Annotated in this window: 21 protein-coding genes; 1 reads left to right on the top strand and 20 read right to left on the bottom strand. The window is 42.1% G+C overall.

What is annotated here, in order from left to right:
• Positions 1–113 precede the first annotated feature (113 nt).
• The 17 genes from WJP93_RS11975 to WJP93_RS11895 all read right to left on the bottom strand — a co-directional run bounded on the left by WJP93_RS11975 (position 114) and on the right by WJP93_RS11895 (position 18,876).
• Positions 114–716: a prepilin-type N-terminal cleavage/methylation domain-containing protein gene (locus tag WJP93_RS11975; protein WP_337548535.1), complete on the bottom strand. Its 603-nt coding sequence runs from the start codon at positions 714–716 to the stop codon at positions 114–116.
• On the bottom strand, positions 713–1,129 hold the full coding sequence (locus WJP93_RS11970; RefSeq protein ID WP_337548534.1) for a hypothetical protein: 417 nt from the start codon (positions 1,127–1,129) through the stop codon (positions 713–715). Before WJP93_RS11970 ends, WJP93_RS11975 begins: the two co-directional genes overlap by 4 nt.
• Positions 1,130–1,141: 12 nt before the next feature.
• Positions 1,142–1,699, bottom strand: coding sequence for a hypothetical protein (locus WJP93_RS11965; protein ID WP_337548533.1), 558 nt, complete (start codon positions 1,697–1,699; stop codon positions 1,142–1,144).
• A 159-nt stretch (positions 1,700–1,858) separates the two neighbouring features.
• Positions 1,859–3,913: a glycoside hydrolase family 13 protein gene (locus tag WJP93_RS11960; protein ID WP_337548532.1), complete on the bottom strand. Its 2,055-nt coding sequence runs from the start codon at positions 3,911–3,913 to the stop codon at positions 1,859–1,861.
• 30 nt (positions 3,914–3,943) lie between these two features.
• The gene (gene ftsH, locus WJP93_RS11955) at positions 3,944–5,836 is read right to left on the bottom strand and encodes an ATP-dependent zinc metalloprotease FtsH (RefSeq protein ID WP_066559095.1); all 1,893 of its coding nucleotides are present in this window, start codon (positions 5,834–5,836) and stop codon (positions 3,944–3,946) included.
• Positions 5,837–5,860: 24 nt separating this feature from the next.
• Positions 5,861–6,388 (bottom strand): hypoxanthine phosphoribosyltransferase, encoded by a 528-nt coding sequence (gene hpt / locus WJP93_RS11950; protein WP_227100740.1) that lies wholly within the window; start codon positions 6,386–6,388, stop codon positions 5,861–5,863.
• 67 nt (positions 6,389–6,455) lie between these two features.
• The gene (gene tilS, locus WJP93_RS11945) at positions 6,456–7,850 is read right to left on the bottom strand and encodes a tRNA lysidine(34) synthetase TilS (protein WP_337548530.1); all 1,395 of its coding nucleotides are present in this window, start codon (positions 7,848–7,850) and stop codon (positions 6,456–6,458) included.
• Between the two features lie 11 nt (positions 7,851–7,861).
• A complete protein-coding gene (locus tag WJP93_RS11940; protein WP_337548528.1) occupies positions 7,862–9,505 on the bottom strand; it encodes a SpoIIE family protein phosphatase in 1,644 nt (547 codons plus the stop codon).
• Positions 9,506–9,744: 239 nt separating this feature from the next.
• Entirely contained in the window at positions 9,745–10,419 is a 675-nt protein-coding gene (gene yabQ / locus WJP93_RS11935; protein ID WP_337548526.1) for a spore cortex biosynthesis protein YabQ, read from the bottom strand.
• On the bottom strand, positions 10,398–10,691 hold the full coding sequence (gene yabP / locus WJP93_RS11930) for a sporulation protein YabP (RefSeq protein ID WP_262538112.1): 294 nt from the start codon (positions 10,689–10,691) through the stop codon (positions 10,398–10,400). Before yabP ends, yabQ begins: the two co-directional genes overlap by 22 nt.
• Before the next feature lie 84 nt (positions 10,692–10,775).
• The gene (locus WJP93_RS11925; protein ID WP_118612628.1) at positions 10,776–11,015 is read right to left on the bottom strand and encodes an RNA-binding S4 domain-containing protein; all 240 of its coding nucleotides are present in this window, start codon (positions 11,013–11,015) and stop codon (positions 10,776–10,778) included.
• A 91-nt stretch (positions 11,016–11,106) separates the two neighbouring features.
• Positions 11,107–11,406 (bottom strand): HU family DNA-binding protein, encoded by a 300-nt coding sequence (locus WJP93_RS11920; RefSeq protein WP_227100745.1) that lies wholly within the window; start codon positions 11,404–11,406, stop codon positions 11,107–11,109.
• A gap of 199 nt (positions 11,407–11,605) precedes the next feature.
• A complete protein-coding gene (gene spoVT / locus WJP93_RS11915; RefSeq protein ID WP_066559122.1) occupies positions 11,606–12,154 on the bottom strand; it encodes a stage V sporulation protein T in 549 nt (182 codons plus the stop codon).
• Positions 12,155–12,487: 333 nt separating this feature from the next.
• Positions 12,488–14,161 (bottom strand): alpha-glucosidase, encoded by a 1,674-nt coding sequence (locus WJP93_RS11910; protein WP_337548521.1) that lies wholly within the window; start codon positions 14,159–14,161, stop codon positions 12,488–12,490.
• Between the two features lie 58 nt (positions 14,162–14,219).
• The gene (locus tag WJP93_RS11905; protein ID WP_337548519.1) at positions 14,220–16,571 is read right to left on the bottom strand and encodes a TIM-barrel domain-containing protein; all 2,352 of its coding nucleotides are present in this window, start codon (positions 16,569–16,571) and stop codon (positions 14,220–14,222) included.
• A 104-nt stretch (positions 16,572–16,675) separates the two neighbouring features.
• Complete coding sequence (locus WJP93_RS11900) at positions 16,676–17,056, bottom strand: ATP-binding protein (RefSeq protein ID WP_337548517.1); 381 nt, start codon at positions 17,054–17,056, stop codon at positions 16,676–16,678.
• A gap of 158 nt (positions 17,057–17,214) precedes the next feature.
• On the bottom strand, positions 17,215–18,876 hold the full coding sequence (locus WJP93_RS11895; RefSeq protein WP_337548515.1) for a transposase: 1,662 nt from the start codon (positions 18,874–18,876) through the stop codon (positions 17,215–17,217).
• Between the two features lie 130 nt (positions 18,877–19,006).
• On the opposite strand from WJP93_RS11895, the gene tnpA reads away from it, so the two are divergent.
• The gene (gene tnpA / locus WJP93_RS11890) at positions 19,007–19,519 is read left to right on the top strand and encodes an IS200/IS605 family transposase (protein WP_337548514.1); all 513 of its coding nucleotides are present in this window, start codon (positions 19,007–19,009) and stop codon (positions 19,517–19,519) included.
• Between the two features lie 278 nt (positions 19,520–19,797).
• Here the strand turns inward: tnpA and WJP93_RS11885 are convergent, their stop codons facing one another.
• The 3 genes from WJP93_RS11885 to WJP93_RS11875 form a co-directional block, all read right to left on the bottom strand.
• Positions 19,798–20,355: a response regulator gene (locus tag WJP93_RS11885; RefSeq protein ID WP_337548513.1), complete on the bottom strand. Its 558-nt coding sequence runs from the start codon at positions 20,353–20,355 to the stop codon at positions 19,798–19,800.
• Positions 20,356–20,514: 159 nt separating this feature from the next.
• Positions 20,515–22,911 (bottom strand): pectinesterase family protein, encoded by a 2,397-nt coding sequence (locus tag WJP93_RS11880; protein WP_337548511.1) that lies wholly within the window; start codon positions 22,909–22,911, stop codon positions 20,515–20,517.
• Between the two features lie 16 nt (positions 22,912–22,927).
• Positions 22,928–24,433 carry a response regulator gene (locus WJP93_RS11875; RefSeq protein WP_337548509.1) on the bottom strand — a complete coding sequence of 502 codons (1,506 nt, stop codon included), beginning with the start codon at positions 24,431–24,433 and terminating at the stop codon, positions 22,928–22,930.
• Positions 24,434–24,510 lie beyond the last annotated feature (77 nt).

Genomic DNA, 24,510 nt, shown 5'->3' with positions numbered 1-24,510 from the left:
AAAATTCGACATCATTGTCCGATAATTGCAAAAAGTTTCTTGGCTTTCATCCCACCCGACTTTTGTAAATTCAAAGTAAACTTTCCAGTTCACATGTCATGATACAAAAGTCCTTAAAATGTAATACCTGTATGAATACGTGCAAAGTGCGATGGTCGGAAGAAATTTGTACACTGCACAAAGCGTGTTTGGCTGTATGAGGTATTTCCATTTGTCAGTGTCAAACGAACCTCTATGATATTATCTGGTTCTTCTTCTGTTCCATTCCACCGAAATGAAAGATCCTCTATCCAAAATCCCTGATAAAAATTTTCATCAAATGTCCAGTCTGTGCCTTGTGACGAACTATCCTTCACAGGATAATAATATAGCGAAAAACGCCCCTTTCCATCACCAGAAGCTTCACTTTCCATGCGCACAGGATTTCCATTTGCTGAGTAAAAGCATATTGTTTTCCACCAATCATCACCACTTGATTCACTACCCAGACAAAGCAATGCTCCATCTGCACTTGCTAATGAAAGCTCTCCTTGTGCCTTATCAAGAATTGTGTCACTGACTACAATTGCCCTTGATAAAGATTCCATCCTGTAAAACGCATTCATTGCAGCAGAAACTGCAGTTGTTGCTGCCAGTAAAAACATACCAATCAGCGCAAATGTAACAATAACCTCAACAAGTGTGCTTCCGCGCCTATTGTCTTTTATCTTCTTCACTGCTCATCACCTCCATCTGACATGGCTGATGAACGATTTTCATATCCAGTTGTTCCATCTCCAAAGTAAAAGATTGATGCATTTTGCCTGCTGTAGCTGCTCCATTTAGTATTTAATGTAAAGCTGCCATCTTCTCCAGAAAAAACACAGCTTACAGATTCCGTATTTGTCGGACTAGTCCTGTTTTTATAATAGTATCCTATTAGCTCCTGTTCTTCTTTTCGTATATCTACAGAACGCGCAATAAGATTTCCCGAAACTTTCAAAGACTTTTGAAACATCAGCATTATTATCATCAGTAGCAAAAATGCCACGATGACGCCTACTAAGCTTACCCCCTTTTTATTGTTTACGCATCTTTGACTTAGTCGTTTATACTTAGTCTGCCTTCTGCCTGTCATTTTTTTAATCATATCCCGCATCACCTACCTTCGCTCTGAGCGGATCCAATAAAGAGTATCCTGCACATCCTCATTTTGATTCTCATCATCCGATGCATAAGCAGTATAAGCATTATAGATTGTAGTAACAGAAAATGGCATGTTATGATATATGCAGTGCACCGTTATATAAAGTGATGCATCCGTATAGCCATTTTCTCCCTCCTCCCAGCTAAGCGTTGCCTGCGCTGACAGCTCATTTGTCTGATTCAGTGCACTGCTGTCCAATGAAAATGTCTGTTCTTCACCAGATGACCAGCTTCCTGAAATGATCTTGCTGTTGACAAATTCTAAGATAGTTCCACTAGCCTGTGTTTTTTCCTGCTGTGATGGTGTCACCGTTAACTCTTTTTCCAGCTCATCTGCAAGCGATACAGTAAGTATTCTTGACTGCTCCTGATCCTTTACTCGTCCCGCATTTTGTGTCATAACCGAGGAGGCCAGAAGAAGTGCAAGCGACATCATAACAAGAACTGCCATGATACAAACCACAATAATCATCGCTATTCCCTCTTGTCCATTTCTTTGTCTGTGCTGTTTCATGGCAGTCTCCTTCCCCAAGCTTATATATCGGTATCTTACCACTATGAAGCATCTGCTGTCAATCAATCTACATAAACGCAAATAAAAACCAGTGGGGACAAACAAAATATTACTGTTCTTTGTGTTACACCCACTGGTTTTTCATACTATTTAGTTTTCTTATACGTTTTTCGCGGCAATATACACACTTGCTGTCTGCGGTCCTACAGTCACATGAAGAATACCATCCTCGGCACGCTCCATAACTTCACCGACATTGTAGGTTGACTGTGTTGTCTGGATCACACGCTTTAAACATGCATTTTCCAAAATACCAATCTGCCATATTGGAAGATCTACTGTAAGCGTATCTCTTCTGTTATTAATAAGAATAACTGCCTGCAGCTTTTTATTAAATCTGCCATAGCAAATCCAGTGAGAACCGCTTGCAATCGACTTATAGGAACCACTTCTAAAGCACTCATATTTTTTGTGGATACGAATCATATCCTTATGAAACTCTATAAGTTCCCAGTCTTGTTTTCCCCACGGATAAGATCTTCTGTTGTCTGGGTCAGTCCAGCCAACCATACCAGCCTCATCTCCATAATAAACAGTTGGTGCTCCTGGCCAAGTCATCTGCATGACAACTGCCTCTCGAAGAATGCACTTTTCCACATTTTCATTTGCGGCTTTAGCGCCCTTTGTCGCAATACGTCCGACAGTGCTGTTTGTTCTTGTAAGGAAACGAGAATGATCATGATTTGACAGCTCATTCATAGCAACGTCTAGTGACTGGCGCTGGAACTTGCTCATATTGTGTTCCATTGTACGGAAAAACTTGTCTCCATTTCCATACCATTCAGCCTGAAACTCATCACTATGCTTTTCCATACCTGTCAAAAACCATGTGATTGGCTCCATAAACGCATCATAGTTCATGACTGTATCCCACTGATCACCGCGCATCCAGCTGCTTGGATCACCATAGTGCTCAGCCAAAATAATTGCCTCTGGATTTGCTTTCTTGACAGACTTTCTAAAATCCTTCCAAAACTGGTGATTAACACCAATACTATGACCAAGATCTGCTGCCACGTCAAGACGCCAGCCATCTACATTATAAGGTGCACTGACCCATTTTTTTCCTATACGAAGAATATAGTCATATAACTCCTTTGAACCCTCATAGTTAAGCTTTGGCAGTGTATCATGTCCCCACCAGCCCTCATAATTCTTATTATACGGCCACACGCCTCCAGTAAAACCAAAAAAGTCGTGATATGGGCTTGACTCAGATACATATGCACCTGGCTCATATCCTTTTTGTCCTTCATAAATACACTCTCTGTCAAGCCATTTATTGAAGGAACCACAATGATTGAATACACCGTCAAGAATAACCTTCATGCCTCTTGCATGAATTTCTTTTACAAGCTCTGCAAAATATTCATTTGATGCCTCTAAATTTTCTTTAGAGGTCACACGGCAGATATAACGACTTGCCTTTTTGTTTTCCTTCTCATCCTCTTTAAGAAGCTCGCCTTCATCCTTTTTGATAACTGCAAAATGCGGATCAATATAATCATAATCCTGAATATCATATTTGTGATTAGACGGAGAGACAAACAGCGGATTAAAGTAGATGACCTCAACGCCAAGCTCCTGCAAATAGTCAAGCTTTGCGCGCACACCCTGAAGATCACCTCCATAGAAACGTCCAATATCAAGATTTGCCGGAAGACTATCCCAATCAGTTACGCGCTCACTCTGTGATCCTACATAGTAATACTCACCTGAGAGAACATCATTGGAAGGCTCTGCATTATAAAAGCGATCCACATAAATCTGATAAAATACTGCACCCTTTGCCCACTCTGGCGTATGAAAGCCCGGTGTGATTCTAAATGCATACTTCTGGCGCAAATTCGTTGTACATCCTAATTTATTATAATAACAGATATCCCTGCCTTTTTCGATCTCGAAGTAATATAGATAAGACGTACTTCCAACGCTTATCTGTGTCTCATAAAAGTCAAACAAACCTTCTGTTCTGACCTTTTCCATTTTGATTTCACTTTTTCTTGAAATCAAATAGACATTGTCCACGTTATTGGCCAATGTCCGAAAGCGGATGACAACAGAGTCGCCCGCCTCCGGCTCTGCCGGAGTACGGTAATCTTCTGTTTCATCACAAAATAATGCATTTTTTACTAATATATCACTGAACTGCATTTTTTTCGTGGCTCCTTTAACCGTGCGTTATTATCTGCCTTCTGATGGCATACCTGACATGAGAGATGTCTGCTCTGCACCCGGCTCTGGAAGCTCCCTTCCATCAAAGATCGCCTCAAACTCCGCGTTTCCAATTTTTTCACGCTCGATTAATACCTGTGCACAGCGGTGAAGCACGTCCATATGCTCAGTAATAATCGTCTTTGCCTGTGCATATGCCTCATCAATAATACGCTTCACTTCTATATCAATTTCTCTGGCAACATCTTCACTGTAGCTTCTTGCATGTCCCAGATCTCTGCCGAGGAATACTTCTTCCTCACCGCTGTCCTCATAGTTGATGGTTCCAAGACGTTCTGACATACCATATTTTACAACCATTGCACGGGCTGTCGCTGTCGCCTGCTTGATATCCTGTGATGCTCCTGTTGTGACATCGCCAAATATCAATTCCTCGGCAACACGACCACCAAATGCTACGATAATATCTTCTTCCATGCGCTTCTTTGTCATAAACATCTCATCCGCCTCTGGAAGCGGCATTGTGTAGCCTGCCGCACCCATTCCAGTTGGAATAATTGAAATGGTGTGTACCTGACTTTCATGCGGCAATACATGGAACAAAATTGCATGGCCTGACTCATGGTATGCTGTGATGCGCTTTTCCTTGTCGCTGATGACCTTAGAATGCTTCTCTGCACCAATTCCCACCTTAACAAAGGACTGCTCTATATCGCGCTGGCTGATGTAGCCCTGTTTGCTCTTTGCCGCATTGATCGCAGCCTCATTCATCAGATTTTCCAGATCTGCTCCGGTAAATCCTGCTGTTGTCTGCGCAACACGTCTTAAGTTTACATCTGAGCCAAGCGGCTTATTCTTTGTGTGTACCTTTAAAATTTCTTCTCGTCCCTTTACATCTGGACGTCCTACTGCCACCTTACGGTCAAAACGTCCAGGACGAAGGATAGCCGGATCAAGAATATCGACACGGTTTGTTGCTGCCATAACGATAATTCCCTCATTGACACCAAAACCATCCATCTCTACAAGCATCTGGTTTAATGTCTGCTCTCTCTCATCATGACCGCCGCCAAGACCTGTTCCTCTTCTTCTGGCTACGGCATCGATCTCGTCAATAAAAATGATGCAAGGTGCATTTCTCTTTGCCTGTTCAAACAAATCTCGTACACGTGATGCACCGACACCAACAAACATCTCTACAAAGTTTGAACCAGAGATTGAGAAAAATGGCACGCCTGCTTCACCGGCAACTGCCTTTGCAAGCAATGTTTTTCCTGTTCCCGGAGGGCCTACTAAAAGGATACCCTTTGGGATTCTGGCGCCAAGGCTTGTGTACATATTTGGATTTTTAAGAAAATCCACCACTTCCTCAAGTTCTTCCTTCTCCTCTTGAAGACCGGCAACATCCTTAAATAAAACTTTCTTGGAGCCGCCTGTTTCCATAACAGCTCTGCTTCTTCCGAAGTTTGCCATGCTCTGACCGCCTCCGCTGCCACCTCCCGGTGCTGCCATACGGCCTGTCATTGCTACGAACACAAAGCTTATTCCTATGACTAAAATAAGTACAGGAAGAAGTGTATTTAGAAAATAATTTTCTTTAACTGCTGTCAGGGTAACTTTTATACCGTTATCCTGCAGACGGTCTAACTCAGCATTGACATCTGATACGAATACACGATATTCTGTCGATGAACCACTGACAAAAAACAACACACTGCCCGTCGGCACCTTCGCATTTTGTTCAATCTGTGCCTGAGCGATTTTTTCTTCTTCCACAAATGAACGATACTGCGAGTATGTTACATTAGTCTGCGTATAAAGAGAACGCTGAAAGAAGAAAATTAATGCAATTACAATTGCAATAATAATGGTATATGCGATTATTCCATTTGACTTTTTCAATTTACTCCTCGTTTCTGCAAATATTTACTCAGTCTCAACCACACCTACATACGGCAGATTGCGGTACAGCTGATCATAGTCTAATCCGTAGCCAACTACAAACTCATCCGGCACCTGAAAACCTGTATAGTCAACATTTACATCATCAACCTCGCGACGATCTGGCTTGTCAAGAAGAGTACACAGACAAATGCTGGATGGCTTTCTCTCGTTTAAGATCTTCATCAGATGGCTGAGTGTTCTTCCAGAATCAATAATATCCTCAACTACCAATACATCTCTTCCCTCAATAGACTGATCCAGATCCTTGACAATCTTTACGATACCGCTTGACTTTGTACCAGCACCATAGCTTGATACGGACATAAAATCCATAGTTACTGGAACGGTAATTCTCTTTGCAAGTTCACACATAAAAAATACGCCGCCCTTTAATACACAAATCATGTGAACCGTCTTTCCCTCATAGCGTTTGCTGATCTGCTCTCCCAGCTCGCGGATTCTCTTGTCGACTTCTTCTTCAGAATACATTACACGAATCTTATCTCCCATTTTTGCACTCCTCTGCTTTTTTATTTTTATAGTTTTGAGTCAATTTTCTGACTATCGTATGCGATGATCACTGCACTGTTCTAACTTCAAGCACCAGCCTTGTATGTTTGGTGATTTTACAATCTTCGGCCATGCGAACTCCTGCAATCCACAAAACACGGCTTCCAGATGCCAGAATAGGAATCTGATCCCGCTTTGCAGCAGGAATTTTAGCATTAATCATGCAGTCGGAAAGCTTTTGCGTATTACCCTTTGCATCAATGCAAATACGGTCTTTAGGCCTTCTTTTACGCATAAGCAACCCTTCTTTTATTGTATCATAATCGAACCAGTTTACACAACAAGTTTGTGGAATTTTTTTCTCACAAACGGGGAAAATTGAGTAAACAGCCTTACCAATTTTGCTGTTTGGTAATTGTAAATCCTGATTTTCTTCTTTATGCTCTGAAAAGATCTCTTTTTCTATGATTAAAAACTCATATTGAATACGTGCCTTACGTCTTTGCGGCAGATTTACCATGCTTCCTGTGCGCTTTGACAAAAGCCCTATAACAGATTCAATATGTGTCCTAGTTATATCTTTTACTCCTCCTGTATGCGAAATTGCCTCCTGAATCAGATATCGCTGTAAAATTGGTTTTTGTTTCTTAAGCTCTTTTACAGGAAGCATCATTTGCTTATGCAAGACACAATGCCATGACGAAATAAGTGCCTGTGCCTGATCTCTAAGATATTCATCTGCCTCAGAGAAATCACCCGCAGCACATGCTATGTGCTCAGCAGCCTGCGCATTATATTCACTTGAAAGAAGCGGCAGAAGCCTGTTTCTGATACGGCTTCTGAGATAGTCATCTGTCAGGTTTGTCTCATCAATGCACCATCCCTGCCTATTTTCTATAAGCCATGCTTCAATCGCCTCTCTTCTCATACCTAAAAGCGGACGCACGACAACGATATCTCCCTTGTCTGACAAGCTGCGCTTACAAGGTATTCCGCTACATCCACGAATCCCGCTTCCTCGCAGCAGATTCATTAGCACTGTCTCAGCCTGATCATCCATATGATGTGCCACTGCAATTACAGATGCACCGCGTTTTTTTGCTTCACACTCAAATGTTTCATAACGGACACGACGCCCTGCCTCCTCCTCAGTCAGATGATGCTTCGCTGCAAGAGCCGGCACATCACATCTTTTTTCAACAAACTCAATTTCTTCTTTTTCGCAAAGCTGTCTTGAAAACTTAAGATCATGCTCTGCTGACTCACCACGTATGCCGTGATGAACATGAATTGCTGTTATTGAAAGATTATATATTTGCTGCAATCGTTTTAGTACCAATAAAAGACAGACAGAATCTGCGCCTCCTGACAAGCCTATGATGACATGGTCACCGAAGGAAAACAGCTTTTTTTCATCAATGTATTGCTTGATTTTATCTATAAATTTATCGTGTGGAATCATTTTTATCTCCTTTATTTTTTCCAGAAACCAGCTACAAGCACTGTTCTGTCGTCTCTGGCATTTTTTGTATTTCCTGCAAATGCCAAGATTTTTTTTGCAATCTCCTTTGGATTGTTTTCGTCTAGCTTTTCACAAAAGCGGCACATCGTCTCCTCCTTATCGTAGCCAGGTATTTCTTCTAGCACACCATCACTAACCATAATAATAATATCTCCATCCTTTAGACGAAGTATTTTTTCCATCGGTGCGTGCTCCTGCAATATTCCTGCCGGCATACTGTCTGCACCAACCTGCATCGTCTGTGTGCCGCGCTTTAAAAAAGTGACGGCTGCACCGGATTTTGTAAGCTCGCATATACCGTTTGCACAGTCAATAACTGTTAAATCAATTGTGACAGGATGTTCCTTTGCCTGAATCATCAGTGCACTGTTAATCACACGAATGAGAAGTGACGGCGAATAGCCTGCCTCGCAAAGTGATTCTGCAAGCTCTGTGACTCCCGCACTTTCCTTTCCTGCAACACTTCCGCTTCCCATTCCATCGCATAAAAGAAGAACCTTTTTTGCATTTGACAGCTCCATGCACGAAAAGCTGTCTCCTGAAATATCATTTCCGCTTTTACAGCTAGATGCAGTGCCAAAAAGCACAAAGTATGGACACTCCTCTTCAAAACGAACCCAACGCGTCACTGATGATACAAGAAGCGGCTGATTTGCACACAGCACCATGCGTTTGCCAAGAACCTCTTCAATGCGCTCGCAGACAAGCTTCATTGAAATACAGCGTGCACTTTTGGCACTGAGCGCCATAATTAGCTGTCTGGCTCCATTTTTATTTTCAGTCATGTAGATTCGCTTTGCCTCTACACCTGCCCATAGCAGCTTCTTTTCCAGATTCTCACGCACAGCTCCGGACAATTCTTCTTTTTCCTGCATCTGCCCGACTGTTTCCAAAAGCATCTGCGCACACTCAAAAAATTGTTCTGACAAAAGCTGACGCAATTCCAGATAACGCATGCGCCAGTCAGTTTCAAATGGATCCTTTGCTACATCTTCTTCACGATACATAGAAGAAAGCTGCGAAAAGGTCTGCGCCAATGCCGGCAATCCTTCTCCTGCCATATCTTCTACCGCAGCCTGCCACACTGGTATGCTTTCTTGTTCATTAAATCCACAATCTTCCTTAAGCAAATTTTGTTTTTGCGGACAGGTAAGTTTTTCAGGAAGCAATAAAAATACAATACCAACTGCCAAAACAGATTCCATCGTCTGAAATAAAATAGCCGGAGAATATACAATTCCAACGCCAAAAGCTGCCGCTGCACATGCTGTCACGCTGGCCATCCTGCCTAAACTGCGAAATGCACCGGAGAAAATTCCAAGAAGACACAATATGCCAATCTGCGCTGCCTCACCGCTCACAAGAGAAAGCATAATTCCACTTATGCTTCCAGCAATTGCACCTGCTCCTGGTCCAAACCTATATCCGAAAAAAAGTGCACTAAAAAGCAGCACTACCTGTATAACCAAATATGTTGTCTGCCCACTTCTTAAAACAACAAAAAGCATTCCGCCAATCATAAAAAAAATCAGGCCCAGCCGCCCTATGCCCATTTTTTTTACCTGATTATTTTGCCATCTTTCCAGACCTTCCACTTGCTTTCGACCTCCATTTCTGAAAACACAATTGTTTATCAGCTGCTCTTTTTATCATAGCTTAGTTTTTTTGAAATGTCTGTCGAAAAGACGGTGCGATAAAAAAAAGTGCCGCTTCGCGTTTCCACGATACGGCACATCATTCACCCTTAAATATGATCTCGTTTTTATGGATCAAGCCTAACTTTTCCTTTGCATACCATTCAGCAAATTCATCGGTTTTCATGTACTCGCTGTACTCATCGAGTTCTTTGCTTCGCGCCTCTTCCTCGGCAATCTTTTCCTCGAGGAGCTGCTGCTGTGCCAGATTCTGGGCGTTTTGCTCTGCCAAACTGTTTCCACCAATCCAGGTCATCACGCTTAACAGTACTACTGTCACAAGTGCCAGTGCGATCCATTTGCGATTGGCTCTCCTTCGGGCTGCCATCTTTCCTGTCAATATTCTCACCTCTCTTATTGCGGCTATGTTTATCCTCTCTTTTTATCATACTTTCTTTTTGTGTCTTTTTCAACCTCTTTTTTTCCATTTTTCGCCTCTCCAGACGTTTTTTTCGCCATGCGCGGCAGCTTCTTTGCATTTTAAGTCGTTTTTTTCTAATCTTACAAAACAGACTGCCTGTCAGCTTTGCCGGACCAAGCTGATACAATGCCATCCCAACTGCAATTCCAACCAGAGAAAAAAGTCTCGGTGTTCCATTATTCTCCCGAAATAAAAGACCAAACATCAAAAAACTTCCAAACGTCCAAAACAATACATCCTGCACGTCCAAAAGAAGCTTTGGCTGACGAAATACACGGCGAAAAAAAATAATCGGCTCGTAGCCAAGCCGCATCAAAAATCCTAGCAGAAATGATCGCATAAAAAACACAAGCTCGCCTGCAACACCTCCGATTACCTTAGCAGCCTCTTCCAAAATGATTCCCCCTGACTCTGGCCTTTTTGCTCCTGATATTCCAGACTGTTCACACAGCCATCCACCTCAATGATCCCCTTGTCTAATGCCAGTTGCTTCATATGAAGACCATCACCACGTATCTCTAATGCCTTGTCTGTCGTATTGATTTGTATGATATGTTCGTCATACGCAATCACATCAGTTACACCGGTGATTTTTAGGCTCCTTCTGTGCTCTAAAATCAGACAGTGTTCGCGCTCAATATATTCCTGATCTTGATTTTGTTCCAAAAAAAGACCCCCTAACAATCGGATTTTCCGGTATACCGGTCTATTCCAATATATTAGGGAGCCGCTGATATTATGCTATTGCTCTTAAAGATATTCAAACATTTCCTTTGCATCTTCTTTACGGATTGTCTCCTGCACACTCGTGATACGCACCTTAACTGTTTTATTACCAAAGGCAATCTCTATAACATCTCCAACCTTCACGTCTGCGCTCGCTCTTGCCACTTTATCGTTAAGCATAACGCGTCCGCTGTCACAAGCTTCATTAGCTACCGTTCTGCGCTTAATGATGCGAGATACTTTCAGATACTTATCCAAACGCATATTAATCTCCTTCTAGTTAAAATTCCCCCTACAACGCAAATGCATTTTAGGGGGAATTTTTGCACGTTTTTCGCTCAGATTTTAAAAATCATTACGCGTTAATTGCATCCTTTAATGCCTTTCCAGCCTTAAACTTCGGGTTCTTAGATGCTGCGATAGTCATGGTCTCACCACTTCTCGGGTTTCTTCCCTCTCTCTCTGGACGCTCTGCTACCTCAAAAGTTCCAAAGCCAACCAACTGCACCTTATCTCCAGCCTTTAATGCACCTTCCACTACTGCTGTGAAAGCCTCAATTGCCTTCTCTGCGTCAACCTTCTTTAATCCAGCCTGCTCTGCAACTGCTGCTACTAACTCCTTCTTGTTCATTTGAAACTCCTCCTTACATCTCATACGGTAAGACCAGCAAAATATCCTTTTGCTAAAACTGACTTTTGCTTTCTCTTACACGCTTTTTTCCTCATTTTGCATATCTTTTTTAATGCTTTTTTACTGTAACACACGTTATAAGGTTTTTCAAGTCCTAAAAGAAAAAAGTTATGCAGCGGTTCACCTTAATCACGGTGCTATGTCACGAAAGCCCTACGGTGCCTCACCCCTCCATTTGCTTTCCCAAGAAGGAAGCTGCGCAGGCAGCTGCTTTATATTCTGTCTCGCTAAAATGAGTCTGATTTTCGCGGCTATATAAAATGACAGCACCTATACAGTCTCCCTCGCAGCAAATCGGATAGATGGCCTGTGCACTGTAGCTGTCTTCGTCTCCGCTTATCAGCGGAATTGTCTTTTTATCTAATCCGGCCTGGATGCTGTTTTCGCGATTGATGATCATTTCTTCGAGCTGCCTACTTATTGTTTTTCCAAGGAGTTCTCTTTTTCCGCCGCCTGCCACCGCAATGATCTGATCGCGGTCAGACACTGCTACCTTTTGATTCATGGTCTGCGCAACAGACTCCGCATATTGTTTTGCAAAGCTGCCTAACTCCATCATTGGAGAATATTTTTTTAGAATAATCTGCCCTTCCCTGTCTGTAAAAATTTCAAGCGGTGTGCCTTCTGCAAGACGCATAGTTCTTCTGATTTCCTTTGGGATCACCAGTCGTCCAAGTTCATCCACACGGCGCACAATTCCTGTTGCTTTCATATTTTCCAATTCCTCCTGATTTGTATTTCTAATCATTTTAACTATTCCATATTTTGCGTTGTATGGGTAGTATATGGAAAACAGGAAATTTTATACGCAGCAAAAATTACATTGGGTGACCATGGGGACAGGTACGATGGTTTGATTAGTGTCCCTGGTGGCTCAAGCTCGCAAACTTTTGTTCTTTCCCCGACTCGACTGCATTCTAGTAAACACAAAAAAGCCTGAAAGCTCTTTTCTTGAACTTTCAGACTTTTTAATATCATGATGTTTTTATGGACACATATCGAGCCAGTAGGGACACATTTTTAGCCACCGTCCCTGTCCCCATGGTCACCGTGCGTACACAACAGCCTCATATGGTCTGAGTGTGGACTCGTCTGTATCCTTGTAATTCTGGATAAGGATGTTCTTTGCTGCATGAATCTTTTCCTGAAGCTCTGCCGGGATGGCAACATTTGTGTCGGAATCGTTGCAAAGTACAAGCAGCTGTTTATCACCGAGTGTTCTGGTATATGCGTAAATCTGCGGATGATCTGGAATCAATACGTCATACACACCGTTCACCATAACTTCGTTTGTATGGCGAAGTGCAATCAGCTTTTTATAATAAGCAAAAACAGAATCTGGATCGTTTACCTGTGCGGCTGCGTTGATTGTTTTGTAGTTTTTATTTACCTGCAGCCATGGTGTGCCTGATGTGAAGCCGCCATTTTCGGATGCGTCCCACTGCATTGGTGTACGTGCATTGTCGCGGCCAACTGCCTTGATATAGCCCATAACTGTTTCAGCTGGGATATTTTCTTTTGTTGTCAGCTCTTTGTAAGCATTGAGACTTTCAATATCACGATAATCTGCGATATTTTCCATGTAGGCATTTGTCATGCCAAGCTCCTCACCCTGATATACATATGGCGTACCCTTCTGGAAATGAGTCATAGTTGCAAGCATCTTGGCTGACAGCTCACGGTACTGCTCACTATCATTTCCAAAACGTGAAACACATCTTGGCTGATCGTGATTAGACAAAAACAAACTGTTCCATGCGCATCCCTCTAAGTCCTTCTGCCACTTTGTAAAGTTTGCACGCAGCTCTGGCATAGTCATTGCCTCACCGTCCCACTTTCCATGATGGCACGGTTTCAGCGCACTTCCTGAAACATGCTCAAACTGGAAAATCATATCAAGCTCGCTGCCATCAATGTTTGCATATTTCTTTGCCTGCTCAGCATTTACGCCAGGACACTCACCTACAGTAATCAGACGATACTTAGACAGCACCTTTTCGTTCATCTCACGCAGATATTTGTGGATGTTTGGGCCGTCACAGCTTGTGTTTCCAGTGTAGCCATTTCCATTCTCCGGTCCATCCGGCAAACCAGGATACTTGGAAATCATACTGATTACATCCATACGGAAGCCATCGATTCCCTTGTCGCACCACCAGGTCATCATCTTAAAGACTTCCTCGCGAACCTTCGGATTATCCCAGTTTAAATCTGGCTGCTTACGGGAGAAGGAGTGAAGATAAAACTGACCTACACTCTCTACATACTCCCATGCTGAACCGCTAAAGCATGACTCCCAGCGGTTAGGCGGATTGCCGTTCTTGTCAGGATCTGCCCACATATAATAATCATGGTACGGGTTATCCTTGCTCTTCTTGCTCTCTATAAACCACTTATGCTCATCGGAGGTGTGATTAACAACAAGATCCATCATAATTTTTATATTAAGACTATGTGCCTTCTTTAGCACGCGATCAAAATCGTCCATGGTTCCAAAGTCGTCCATGATATCCTGATAATCACTGATGTCATATCCATTATCATCATTAGGAGATTTATAAACCGGAGACATCCAGATCACATCAATGCCAAGCTCTGCCAGATAGTCAAGCTTCTCATAGATACCCTCTAAATCACCGATTCCATCTCCGTTTGAATCCTTAAAGCTTCTCGGATAAATCTGATAAACTACCGCATTTTTCCACCATTTTTCGTTCATATGCTCCATAACCTCTTTCTACTAAATACTGTCTTTTATTTTAACATGATACTTATTCTTAATCTAATGCTGTCAAAATCTCCTTCACTGCTCCAAATACATCCTCTGGTGCATTAAGAAGTGTGAGCTGATCAAGCAAATATGCATCATTTCTTGATCCCTTCTTCTGTGCGATTGCATAGATCTGCTCCTTTAAGCCAAACTCGATCTCTGCGCGATTTAACAGTTCGAAGATACGCTCAACCTGATGATTATCAGCAAGTGCAGTATTGTATGTAACGACTGTAATCTCACTTTCAATATCCTGCATAGGAAGAATTACTGTTGTGCACTGCTTGTCGCTGTCATAAGAAGTCTCAAGCGTCTCATATGTGCCGTCTGCTTTCTTTTTCTGTGCCGTCATGCCTTGTGCTGTACCTGCAAATACAAGTTCATATGCACGTTCTGCCGGCATTCCTTCCTTCTTTGTCTTTTCTGGTGTGATCGTAAGAACAGCCTCATCGCCCCACTTATATGTAAATGTGGTTGAGCACCAAACATTATCGGTTGCTTCTTCGTCGAGTCTAAAGCTTCCGTCTGCACCTGCTGCCACGATAACCTTAAGAATCTCTGGATTATCAATCGCATTGCCCGTTGTGCGCGCATCAAGTGTGACAATGGCACCTGCCTTTGCCAGTACCGGAATGCTGTCAAGGCTGCGGTACAGCTCGATCTTGCGATCTCCATTGTAAACTGTTCCTGTAAACAAATCAATCCAGGTTCCCTCTGGAAGAAGTGCCATAACCTTACCCATTCTGGTAGCTGTGCTTATTGGCTGTGTGATTGGATTTACAAGAATATCTGAGCCAAAATAGTACTCGTTCTTCATTCTAAATGCATCCCACTTGCCAGGATTCTGATAATAAAGCGGCTGAATAAGCGGAATACCTTCCTCGCTTGCTCTGCGGTTCATCGTATGAAGATATGGGATCATCTGATGGCGCAGACGAAGGAACTTGTCCATGATCAATTCCACTTCCTTGCGATAGCGCCATGGCTCTTTGCCGTTAAACTCGCAGCAGGTGCTGTGAAGACGCATAATCGGGGAGAATACACCAAGCTGCAGCCAGCGAAGTGAAAGCTCATCATTCTTGTAGCCCATCATGTGACCACCAATGTCGTGGCTCCACCAACCATAGCCGATATTGGAGGCTGTTGCGGTGAAGTACGGCTGGAAATCTAATGATTCCCATGTAATCACGGTGTCACCTGAAAATCCGACTGGATAACGATGGCTTCCCGGACCGGCATAGCGGGAGAAGATAAGTCCCTTGCCGTCCTTTTTCTGGCTGTGAATTGTATGATAGTGATTGAGCATCCACAGCGGGTCTAGGCCCGGGATCGCGGTGTTAGTACCCTGCTGCCAGTCGATCCACCAGAAGTCAACACCGTCCTTTTTCTCGATCTTCTCATAGACATATTTAAAATAGCCTTCAAGCAGCTTTCTGTTCGTAAAATCCATCAAAACAGGCTCGCCCTTTTCCTGATCCACGCCCATGTAGGCAGCAAATTCCGGATACACATCCTCAAATGCCCTGACACCGTCTGCCGGATGATCATTTAACGTTACCTTCATGCCTCTTCTATGCAGGTTGTCGGTAAAACGCTTTGGATCCGGGAAGAAGTCCTTGTTCCATGTATAGCCTGTCCAGCCTGCTCCATATTTCTGGTCGATCTCAGTCAAATGCCAGTCCATGTCAATTACACCAACGGTAAATGGAATATTCTCTTTCTCGAAGCGGTCCATCAGCTCGAGATACGATTTCTCCGTATATTTATAGTAGCGGCTCCACCAGTTGCCGAGTGCATACTTTGGAAGGATCGGGGTTGCACCAGTCAGCTTATAATAATCTTTCAGGCAGCCCAAATAGTCGGTACCGTATCCAAAGTAATACAAATCCTCTGCGTCAATGTCTTCTCTTCTTTCAATCCAACCGTCTTCTGTCAGCAGCATGGAGCCCTTATCAGAGATAACAGCCCAACCTTCCATGGAAAACAGACCGTCCTGCAGTGGAATCTCGCCATTTGCCTGATCAAGTGTACGGGTGGTTCCCTTCAGGTTATGTCCGGTATCGCCGTAATGCCATGTGGACTCATAGATGACTTTTTGATTTCTCTGCTCGATACGCAGGTTGTTTCCAGCAAATCTGCCTCCAGTGTAGACAAGTCTTGCCTTGTCAGTCTCAATGATCAGCTCGCCGTTTTTCTCATTTACAGTGTATTCCGGCACATCAAAGGTTCTATTTACAACCATCTGAGTCTTCTTGTCTACAAACACACCTTTTTCGCTGTATTCCATACGAATCATGCTCGGTGTTAGTACGGTAAAACGATAATTCTCGCCCTGTACAATTGCATTTTTTACGTTCATTTTTCATATTCTCCTTATATTCTGATTCTTTGCTTTAGTATAAAGCATAATTCTACATATTTCTTGCAATATTGTTCCTATTTATAACACAATCCTGCTGTGTTCTATTTTTTATCCTGCTGCGTAATCCACACCTCTGATATTGCGCCAAAGTTCTCGTCCATATTAGATAAGTGAAATTCTGCCTGCTCGCCGTATATCAGATTCAAACGTTTTTTGATGTTTTGAAGGCCAACATGACGGCGGTCATTGTAATAGATTTCGCCATTATTTTCAATTTTTTCAAGGACTTCCGCCGAAAAACCTTTGCCATTATCCGACACACAAATATAAAGACATTCTGCATCATTATGTTTTTCTTTTGTGATAAACAAAGAAATTTCTCCTTTTCGTTCTGGTGTCAGACCATGCGAAAATGAGTTTTCCACAAGTGTCTGCAAAAGAAGCACCGGAATTTCAATATCTCCAAGTCCATCATCTACCATGCAGTCAAATTGAAAATAGTCTTCACCGTAGCGAAAACGCTGAATGCTGATGTGATACTCCCACGCGCGTTCTTGCGAACGGGCGGTGCTTCTTGAGACATGGTAGAACGCCTCAAAGGACCATCACAAGCCCTCTACACCCTGTTACGAGCTTACCTTTAAGCCGTCTTTTTTGCGGCTGTTTGTTTTGATTCTTCGATATATTTGGTCTTGTCTTTCGCACTGCTTACTTTGAACAGTGCGAAGTATACAAGCTTCTGTTCCTGCCTGCGATGATGCAGCCATCTGTTCATACCACGTTTTCTTTGTGGTCTGGCGTGTTTTTTCTTGTGTTTCGCATGGCAGAGTGCTTCTCTGGTAACTCGAATAACCGTTTTATTCGTGTAGGAGAAGTCACTGACAGTATCAAATGCATTCGGATACACCTTGCGAATGATATTTCCTGCGCCGTTGACATCCGCATTCAGAATCGTACCTTCCTTTGATTCGTACTGTCCACGGGAGATTCGTTTCCCTGAAAAATGATATTCCAGACGATCCCCTTCTTTGTAGACAGGAATCGGATCTTTGTCGATCAGACTTGCCTTGGACGTATATGATTCCTCTGTTTCAATGACCGGGATACCCGCCTTTGCTGCAACACAGGTCAGTATCCAGAAAAATCTTGTGTATGGAATACTGACAAAGTGCTGATTGTTGTTGGCACCAAGGTTGATTTTCTGCTTCTGGTCTTTGTTGTGTCCGCAGACGATGACCTCTACTTTGTTTTTCAGGCAGAAATCCACGATATAGTGAGCTGCCTTATAGAAAAAGTCGTCGATCTGGCAGGCTCTTTTCTTTGAAATACGGTTCAGTCTGGCAGAGTTTTTCACGGATTTCGTGGAATCCATCCCTTTTGTCAGTTCTGACATCAAAGTTGCACGTCTGCGGTTAAAGTTCTGATTGATGGATTTTAACCAGTGTCCGTCAATGATGAACGGAGTTGCCGAGAAGTTTGTCAGCGCGGTCAGAAAGTTGTCAAGCCCTGGATCAAGTCCGAGAATCCTTGTGGGATTTGTCGGTGCTTCCGGCATTTTGACGGCATCCTGAAATGTCACATATACCATATATCCGCCGTAGCAGGGCTTGACTTCCGTTCTGACATAAGAACCTTCCGGCTTTCCAACACAAAGCGGCACCAGGCAGCGTGGAAATGTGATGTGCATTTTTCCTTTGATATCAGACCGCTTTGCAACCTGATTGGTAAAGGTAACGGTCGTATAAGGTGTCCTGATATATCCCAGCTGCTTTGGCTGTGCCTTAAATTTTCCGGGATTTTGACGATATGATGCCAACAGTTCAAAGTGTGATTTCCAGTCTTTGAGGACTTTTCGAAGTACCTGCTGGTTTGCCTGTGACGGCATCGCATAGTAGTCAGGATTCTTTGTATTCTTCATCACCGCATCCAATGTCTCATATGTGAGCATCCAGTGATCGGACGTTGGCATGATCGGATGGTTTTTCTGTTTGTTTTCTATTCGCTTCTGGATCTTTGTGCGGGCTGGGTCGCTTGCAGGCAGACTCTGCAGCTGCTTCGTGAGTCGGTCAACATCTTTCTGAAGCTTTTCGTTTGCCATCTCAATACCGATACGTACAGTCTCTATGACCTCATTTTCATTGGAAGTGCGGTCAACCAGATCTTTTTTCAATCCGGTACGCAGGTTACGAATGATAAAGTTTGCTGAATTTCGCAAGTTTTTTGCAAGGTGAGTCTGGCACTCGAAATAAGATGCTAGCTTTGGCATCCTGTTCTGATCCACAAAGATCGATATGGTATGCATGTAAGACCCTCCTTTTCAAAAACGTGAGAATATAGTTGACTACACTTATATTATACGATAAAATATAGGTAAAATCAAGCAATATGTGATTTTTTGAATTGTTTTATTTTGAAACGAGAGAGGTACTATTATGAGAACAAATAAGAATGGTGTCAACAAAGACCAAAAGGACAAAGTAAAGAAAGACGGGTACAACAGGGGACAGCATTGTGTTTACTGTCTTACCTATCATATGATTTTCGTCACACATTACCGAAAGCCTGTGATTAACGACGAAATGAGTGCTGCCATGAAAGATTTTTCGAATCATATGGCAGAGCAGTTCCGTGGAAAAGTTTTATCCGCAGAGACAGACAGAGATCATATCCACCTGCTGGTATCACTGCCACCGAATACCAACATATCCGTCTTTGTAAGAAGCATCAAGACTCAGTTATCCAGAGAGATGCGCAAGCGTTTTCCGGAACAGATTAAACAGTATATCTGTGGGGACGATACCTCATTCTGGAGCCGCAGCTACTTTATCGCAACTACCGGAAGTGTTTCTCTTGAAACAGTAAAGCAATACATCGAATCACAGCGTTCTGAAGAACATCAGGCCAAGAAAAACCAACAATTCCAGAAGAAAACCCTGTTGGAATGATGGTTGCGTTGTATGTAAGCGGCGCATTCATCCCTCGGACGTTCTTGCGAACGGCCGGGGTTTTCTGCGCTGAATCATTATAATCAGACAAAATGGAAGTAACAGTAACAATATCTGTTTCACCCTTGTTGTCTGCAATTCCATGTATCAGGCTTATACAATTTAGGAAAAAGTGCGGCCTTATCTGCTCTTGCGCAAACTCAAGCTCAATCTGTTTTTCATTAAGCTCCTTCTCGTAAATCGTAATTTTTAGTGCTTGGATCTTTCTAACCAGATTTCTAAAGCCCTGCAAGAACAAGTGTAATTGGCTGCACAGATGGATAGAGTTCACTATATTGAGCATCTGATAAACTACTGGTGTTTGACGTACCAACACCATCAGAAAGTGCCTGCACCAACACCTTTTTCCACACTTCCTCACGTTGTTTCTTCTCCTGACTGTTCAGATTTGTATGCTCCTTTAGCAGTTCATCACAGACTGTATTTAACTCCGCCTCAAGATCTTTATTGGAAATTGGTTTTAGCAGATAATTAACAGAACCTAATCGAAGCGCCTTCTGTGCATAAGTAAAATTTGCATAACTCGACAAAAAGATGCATTTTATCTCCATCCCTTCCTCACGTATCCACTCCACAAGCTCAAGACCGCTTCCCATAGGCATATCCACATCACAAAGAAGAATGTCTACTTTGTATACCTTTAAAATTCCCTTTGCCTCATGGATATTGTTTGCAGTAAACACCATACCGATGCCAAGACTGTCCCAATTTAATGAATTTTTTGTTTTTTCTGTCAGAATCTGATCATCGTCCACCAGCAGAATTGTCAGTCCCATATTCTGTCTCCCTCCATTTTTCGCCGTTTTTTATACGCAAAACAGCGCAGAATCTATTGCCATTATACAACAGATTCTGCGCATAGGGGAAGTTTTTTGTTTAAATAATTAACTGCTATTTCTTAAACAAGAAATTTATGATTATTGTATAATAATCCATCAAACATACTCAATTTCTAAAGATGCAACCGTTGTTCTGTTTCCAATCGGCACAGTCCCGGTATGATGAATTTCCACATCACCATAACCATTTTCCAGATATGCACATGCCAATGTTACTTCATGCGGACAGCCACATTCCTTTGCATGCTTTGGCTGAGGCATCCAGTCTGTCTTCGCATATGCGGTCAGTCTTCCGTTGGTAGCTTCTAAAGTAACAGTACAAGATGGCATATATGCACTTGTAATCAACTGCGTCGTTAGACAATGATTTTTTCCATTTTCATAATGACGCAAAGAAAATGCACATCCATTAGCCTGCTGTGGCAGACGTTCAATCCTCAATCCATAACCAGTGCGACTCTTAGCATCGTATTTCAAAAACAATTCAACAAATTGGCCATTTGCACTTCCAAATCCCTCTCCTGTATCTTTATCCGGACAAAATACAGCAGTTACCTTCATTCCTCCATTCCATTCACCTTTTCGATATTGTAAAGACGCTCCGCGAGCAGTTGCTGTCAAGCCCCAACATCTTTTTGCACCATCGCGACCACGACCATATGTCCATGCCTGTTCTGGTTTTCCAGGTATCCAATCTGCAACATGTGCTACTTCATCTCCATGATACAATGGACGATATGTGTCGATAAAGAAATCACCAATTTTTGCGCTCTGCGGTATCGTTGGAAAAGACTGAAAATCCAAAATCTGTATTTTCTTTATATCCACCATATCTTCTGTAATCAGTTGGCTCTTTTCAATATAACATTCTCCTGAAATACTGTAGCGACTTTTTGGAATAATCTCTACTACAATTGCCGAACCAATATCTGCCTCACGCAGTCGATACTGTCTGCACGGTTTTCCGTTACTGACTGCCAAAATCCGTCCATCGCGTTCACGTTTCCATATAATGTCAGAACAATCTTGTTCCTGTATCAAACTCAACTGATATTCTAATTTTAAAAGATTTTCCTCAATAACAAGTTTAGGAAACTTTATCCACTCTGGTGCTTTCTGTGGCTTTGGCATCGTCTGCATGGTATGTACCCCTATAATTCCATTTACTGATACTGTCACACTAATTTTCGCTGCAATGGCTTCTTCTTGCTGTCCAGTAACAGCAATATGTAGTCCATTAAATCCACAGCTATTCTCTGGTACTGAATATATTTTGGGCAGTAAATGCTCATGAATTTGCTCAGTCGGTTCTTCTATATCCACTTCTGCATATAAATTTGACATATCTTGCATTTCAAAATATTTAGGCCATGTCTCAATTGTCAATTCTGTTGTCTCTCCATATCTGACGCTATCTGCCCCATTAACCAATACGCGAACTGGACTTGTTGTCTTATATACTCCTGCTGTTTTTGTAGGATTCCAACCGTCATTGCCTCCTAGCATATTACTGTTAGAAAATGCACCTTCTATTTTCTTTGTCAGCTCTATACTATTCCATGGCGAAGCTTGACTAATTGCTACGGGATGTCCATTCAACGTTACATTTCTCCAATAGCATCTCGCGTCTTTCTTCGTCTCTAGTTCCCATTCTATTATTTTACAATTTCCACAAAAACTACAGTTATCTAGTACCAACTGTCCTCCAAATTTTGTTAAATACAGCGTATCGAAATCTTCCAGCTGCACAGTAAATTTACAATTTCGATACACTGTAGCTGCTTCTCTTGCCATATACATTGGACAGGTATCAAAAATCTCTATCTGGCATTCCTCATAAACAGCATAATCTCCGCCACCAATAAAATCCTTGGTTCCGCGAATTAAACTATTATGAAAATAAACACGATTATGATGAAATGACAACGTGTCTAGCATTCCAAGAATCCGACAATTTTCAAACGACCAACAATCATATTTTCCCTGACTGCCAATTGCATATGCTTGTGTTATAATATCCGAATATCTCTTTCTGTTTTGAGCTGGATCAAGCGGATATTCTAAATCAATATTTAAATAATTTCCAATTGTCAGATTTTCTGCCCGAAATCCATTTCCATTTACAATCATTGTTTGTGCAGGCGAACTTGCACTATTATCTGCCGGATAGGCATTAACCATGTGTCCGCGATTGTCTGCAATTACCGTATCTTCTGGCTTTTTTCCTAGTCCACAAAGCGTTAACCATTCCTTCTGAATAACCAGACCAACGCTATCTGGTGTTCCATTTGTCCAGTACACATCCTGTTCTAAATACAAAACTGATGGTTTTTCTCTGTTTCCGTCTGGAATTGCCTCAGCTGCCTCCTTAATGCTCCTAAAGCAGTATGGTCCTTCATTTTTTTCTTCAAGTGAACGACTAACATAATAATGACGTTCATCCAAATTAATGACCATTCCATTTTTTGTCTGCAAACTTCTCATTGAATCCATTTTTGTCTCCTCCTGTTTAATTCTTATACTGCCGAATATACGCTGTCGGCGTCTGTCCGGTATATTTTTTAAATGCCTGTCCAAAATATCTAGCATTTGAACAACCCACTTGCTCAGCAACCTGATAAATTCTTTCTTCGTCTCCCAATAAAAGTAACAGTTGTTTTGCCTCTTCCATGCGAATTCTATTCAAATATGTAGAAAATTTTTCTCCTGTTTCCCTGTAAAATTCGCGACTAACATAATCCGTATTCATATACAAATAGTTTTCCGCAATCCATTTCAAAGAAAGATTTCCGTCACTCATATGTTCTCTGGCATAGCTTTTAGTTTTTAAGATAAAATTTCGATAAACCGTCCGGCTTGCCTGCTTTAAATATAAATTAGAAATACAATCCGTCAAAAACACACCTATTTCCTCTTCATCCTGCATACGTGCAAGTTTTTCCCAGAATGCTGGAAATCCATCTGGCGATTCTTGTTCATATTTTTCCTGCATATACGTCAACATACGAAATGCAAACGCTTTTACCAAATCAGTATTTTCAAGTTTCCTAATATTCTCTCGCAGTTCTTCCAACCCTTCTTGTGGATGCTCAATACAGCGAGTCAACAATTCCTTAGGCTCCGCAAATACACCGGCATAATGCTTAAGTTGAATACAAGTTCCGTCCAATTCCACCAGATAAAGACTACTGTAACGTCTAATCTTCGGCACAAGTTCTCTCGCTGCTTCCTGAAAATTTGGAAACAGATGTGTCTCGCAAAGCGTTGTAACACTTTGTCCATCACAGACAATTTCTTCAATTGCCGAAATATCACTTTTCGTCAGTCGTTCCTTGCCACTATTTAGAAAAATCAATGTGTTTTTCACGTACAGCATCAATTGTCCTGCCTTTTGTATAACATTCTGTGGCAATTTCCTAACGAAATGACGAATCCACACCTCTTCCAGATAATAAACATACAAAATCTGTACATCCTCTCCTAACTGTCCAGATATCGTAATCCAGTTTTCACTTTGGTCTTTTTTCATACCACGATCTTCCCGTCCAATCATCTCCAACAGTCCCTCTTTCATAGCAAGCACGCACATTTTGCTACCTAAAATACGATTTTTATCTAATGCTGCTTCTAACTGCCTCTGATGTTTCTGTTCCTGAATTGCCTCTCTTAGCACTTCTTCCATTTTTTCACAACTACATGGCTTAATCAGATAATGGCGGACACCATACTGCATTGCTGTTCTCGCATATTCAAATTCCTGATAACCAGACAAAATAATAAAAACTGTCTGTGGACTAATCTCTTTTGTCTTCTCAATCAACTCTAAACCAGACAATCCTGGCATACGAATATCTGTCATAACTAAATCTGGATTTTCATCCAAAATAGCATGCCAAGCTTCCATACCATCCTTGCATGAACCCACTAATTTAAGTCCTATCTCTTTCCAATTAATTGATGTACAAATTGACTGCAATACAAACGCTTCATCATCAGCTACTACTATTTTCAGCATTGTTTTTCCTCCTTCAGGCAAAAGAACAGTTATCAACTGTCTGTAGTTTACCCCAAATTAAAATTCCATTCTGGCTT

The sequence above is a fragment of the Anthropogastromicrobium sp. genome (assembly GCF_037349415.1).
In the GTDB taxonomy this organism is placed as follows: Bacteria; Bacillota; Clostridia; order Lachnospirales; family Lachnospiraceae; genus Anthropogastromicrobium; species Anthropogastromicrobium aceti.
The sequence above is the reverse complement of the archived record's forward strand: the minus strand, read 5'-3'. Positions and strand labels throughout refer to the sequence as shown.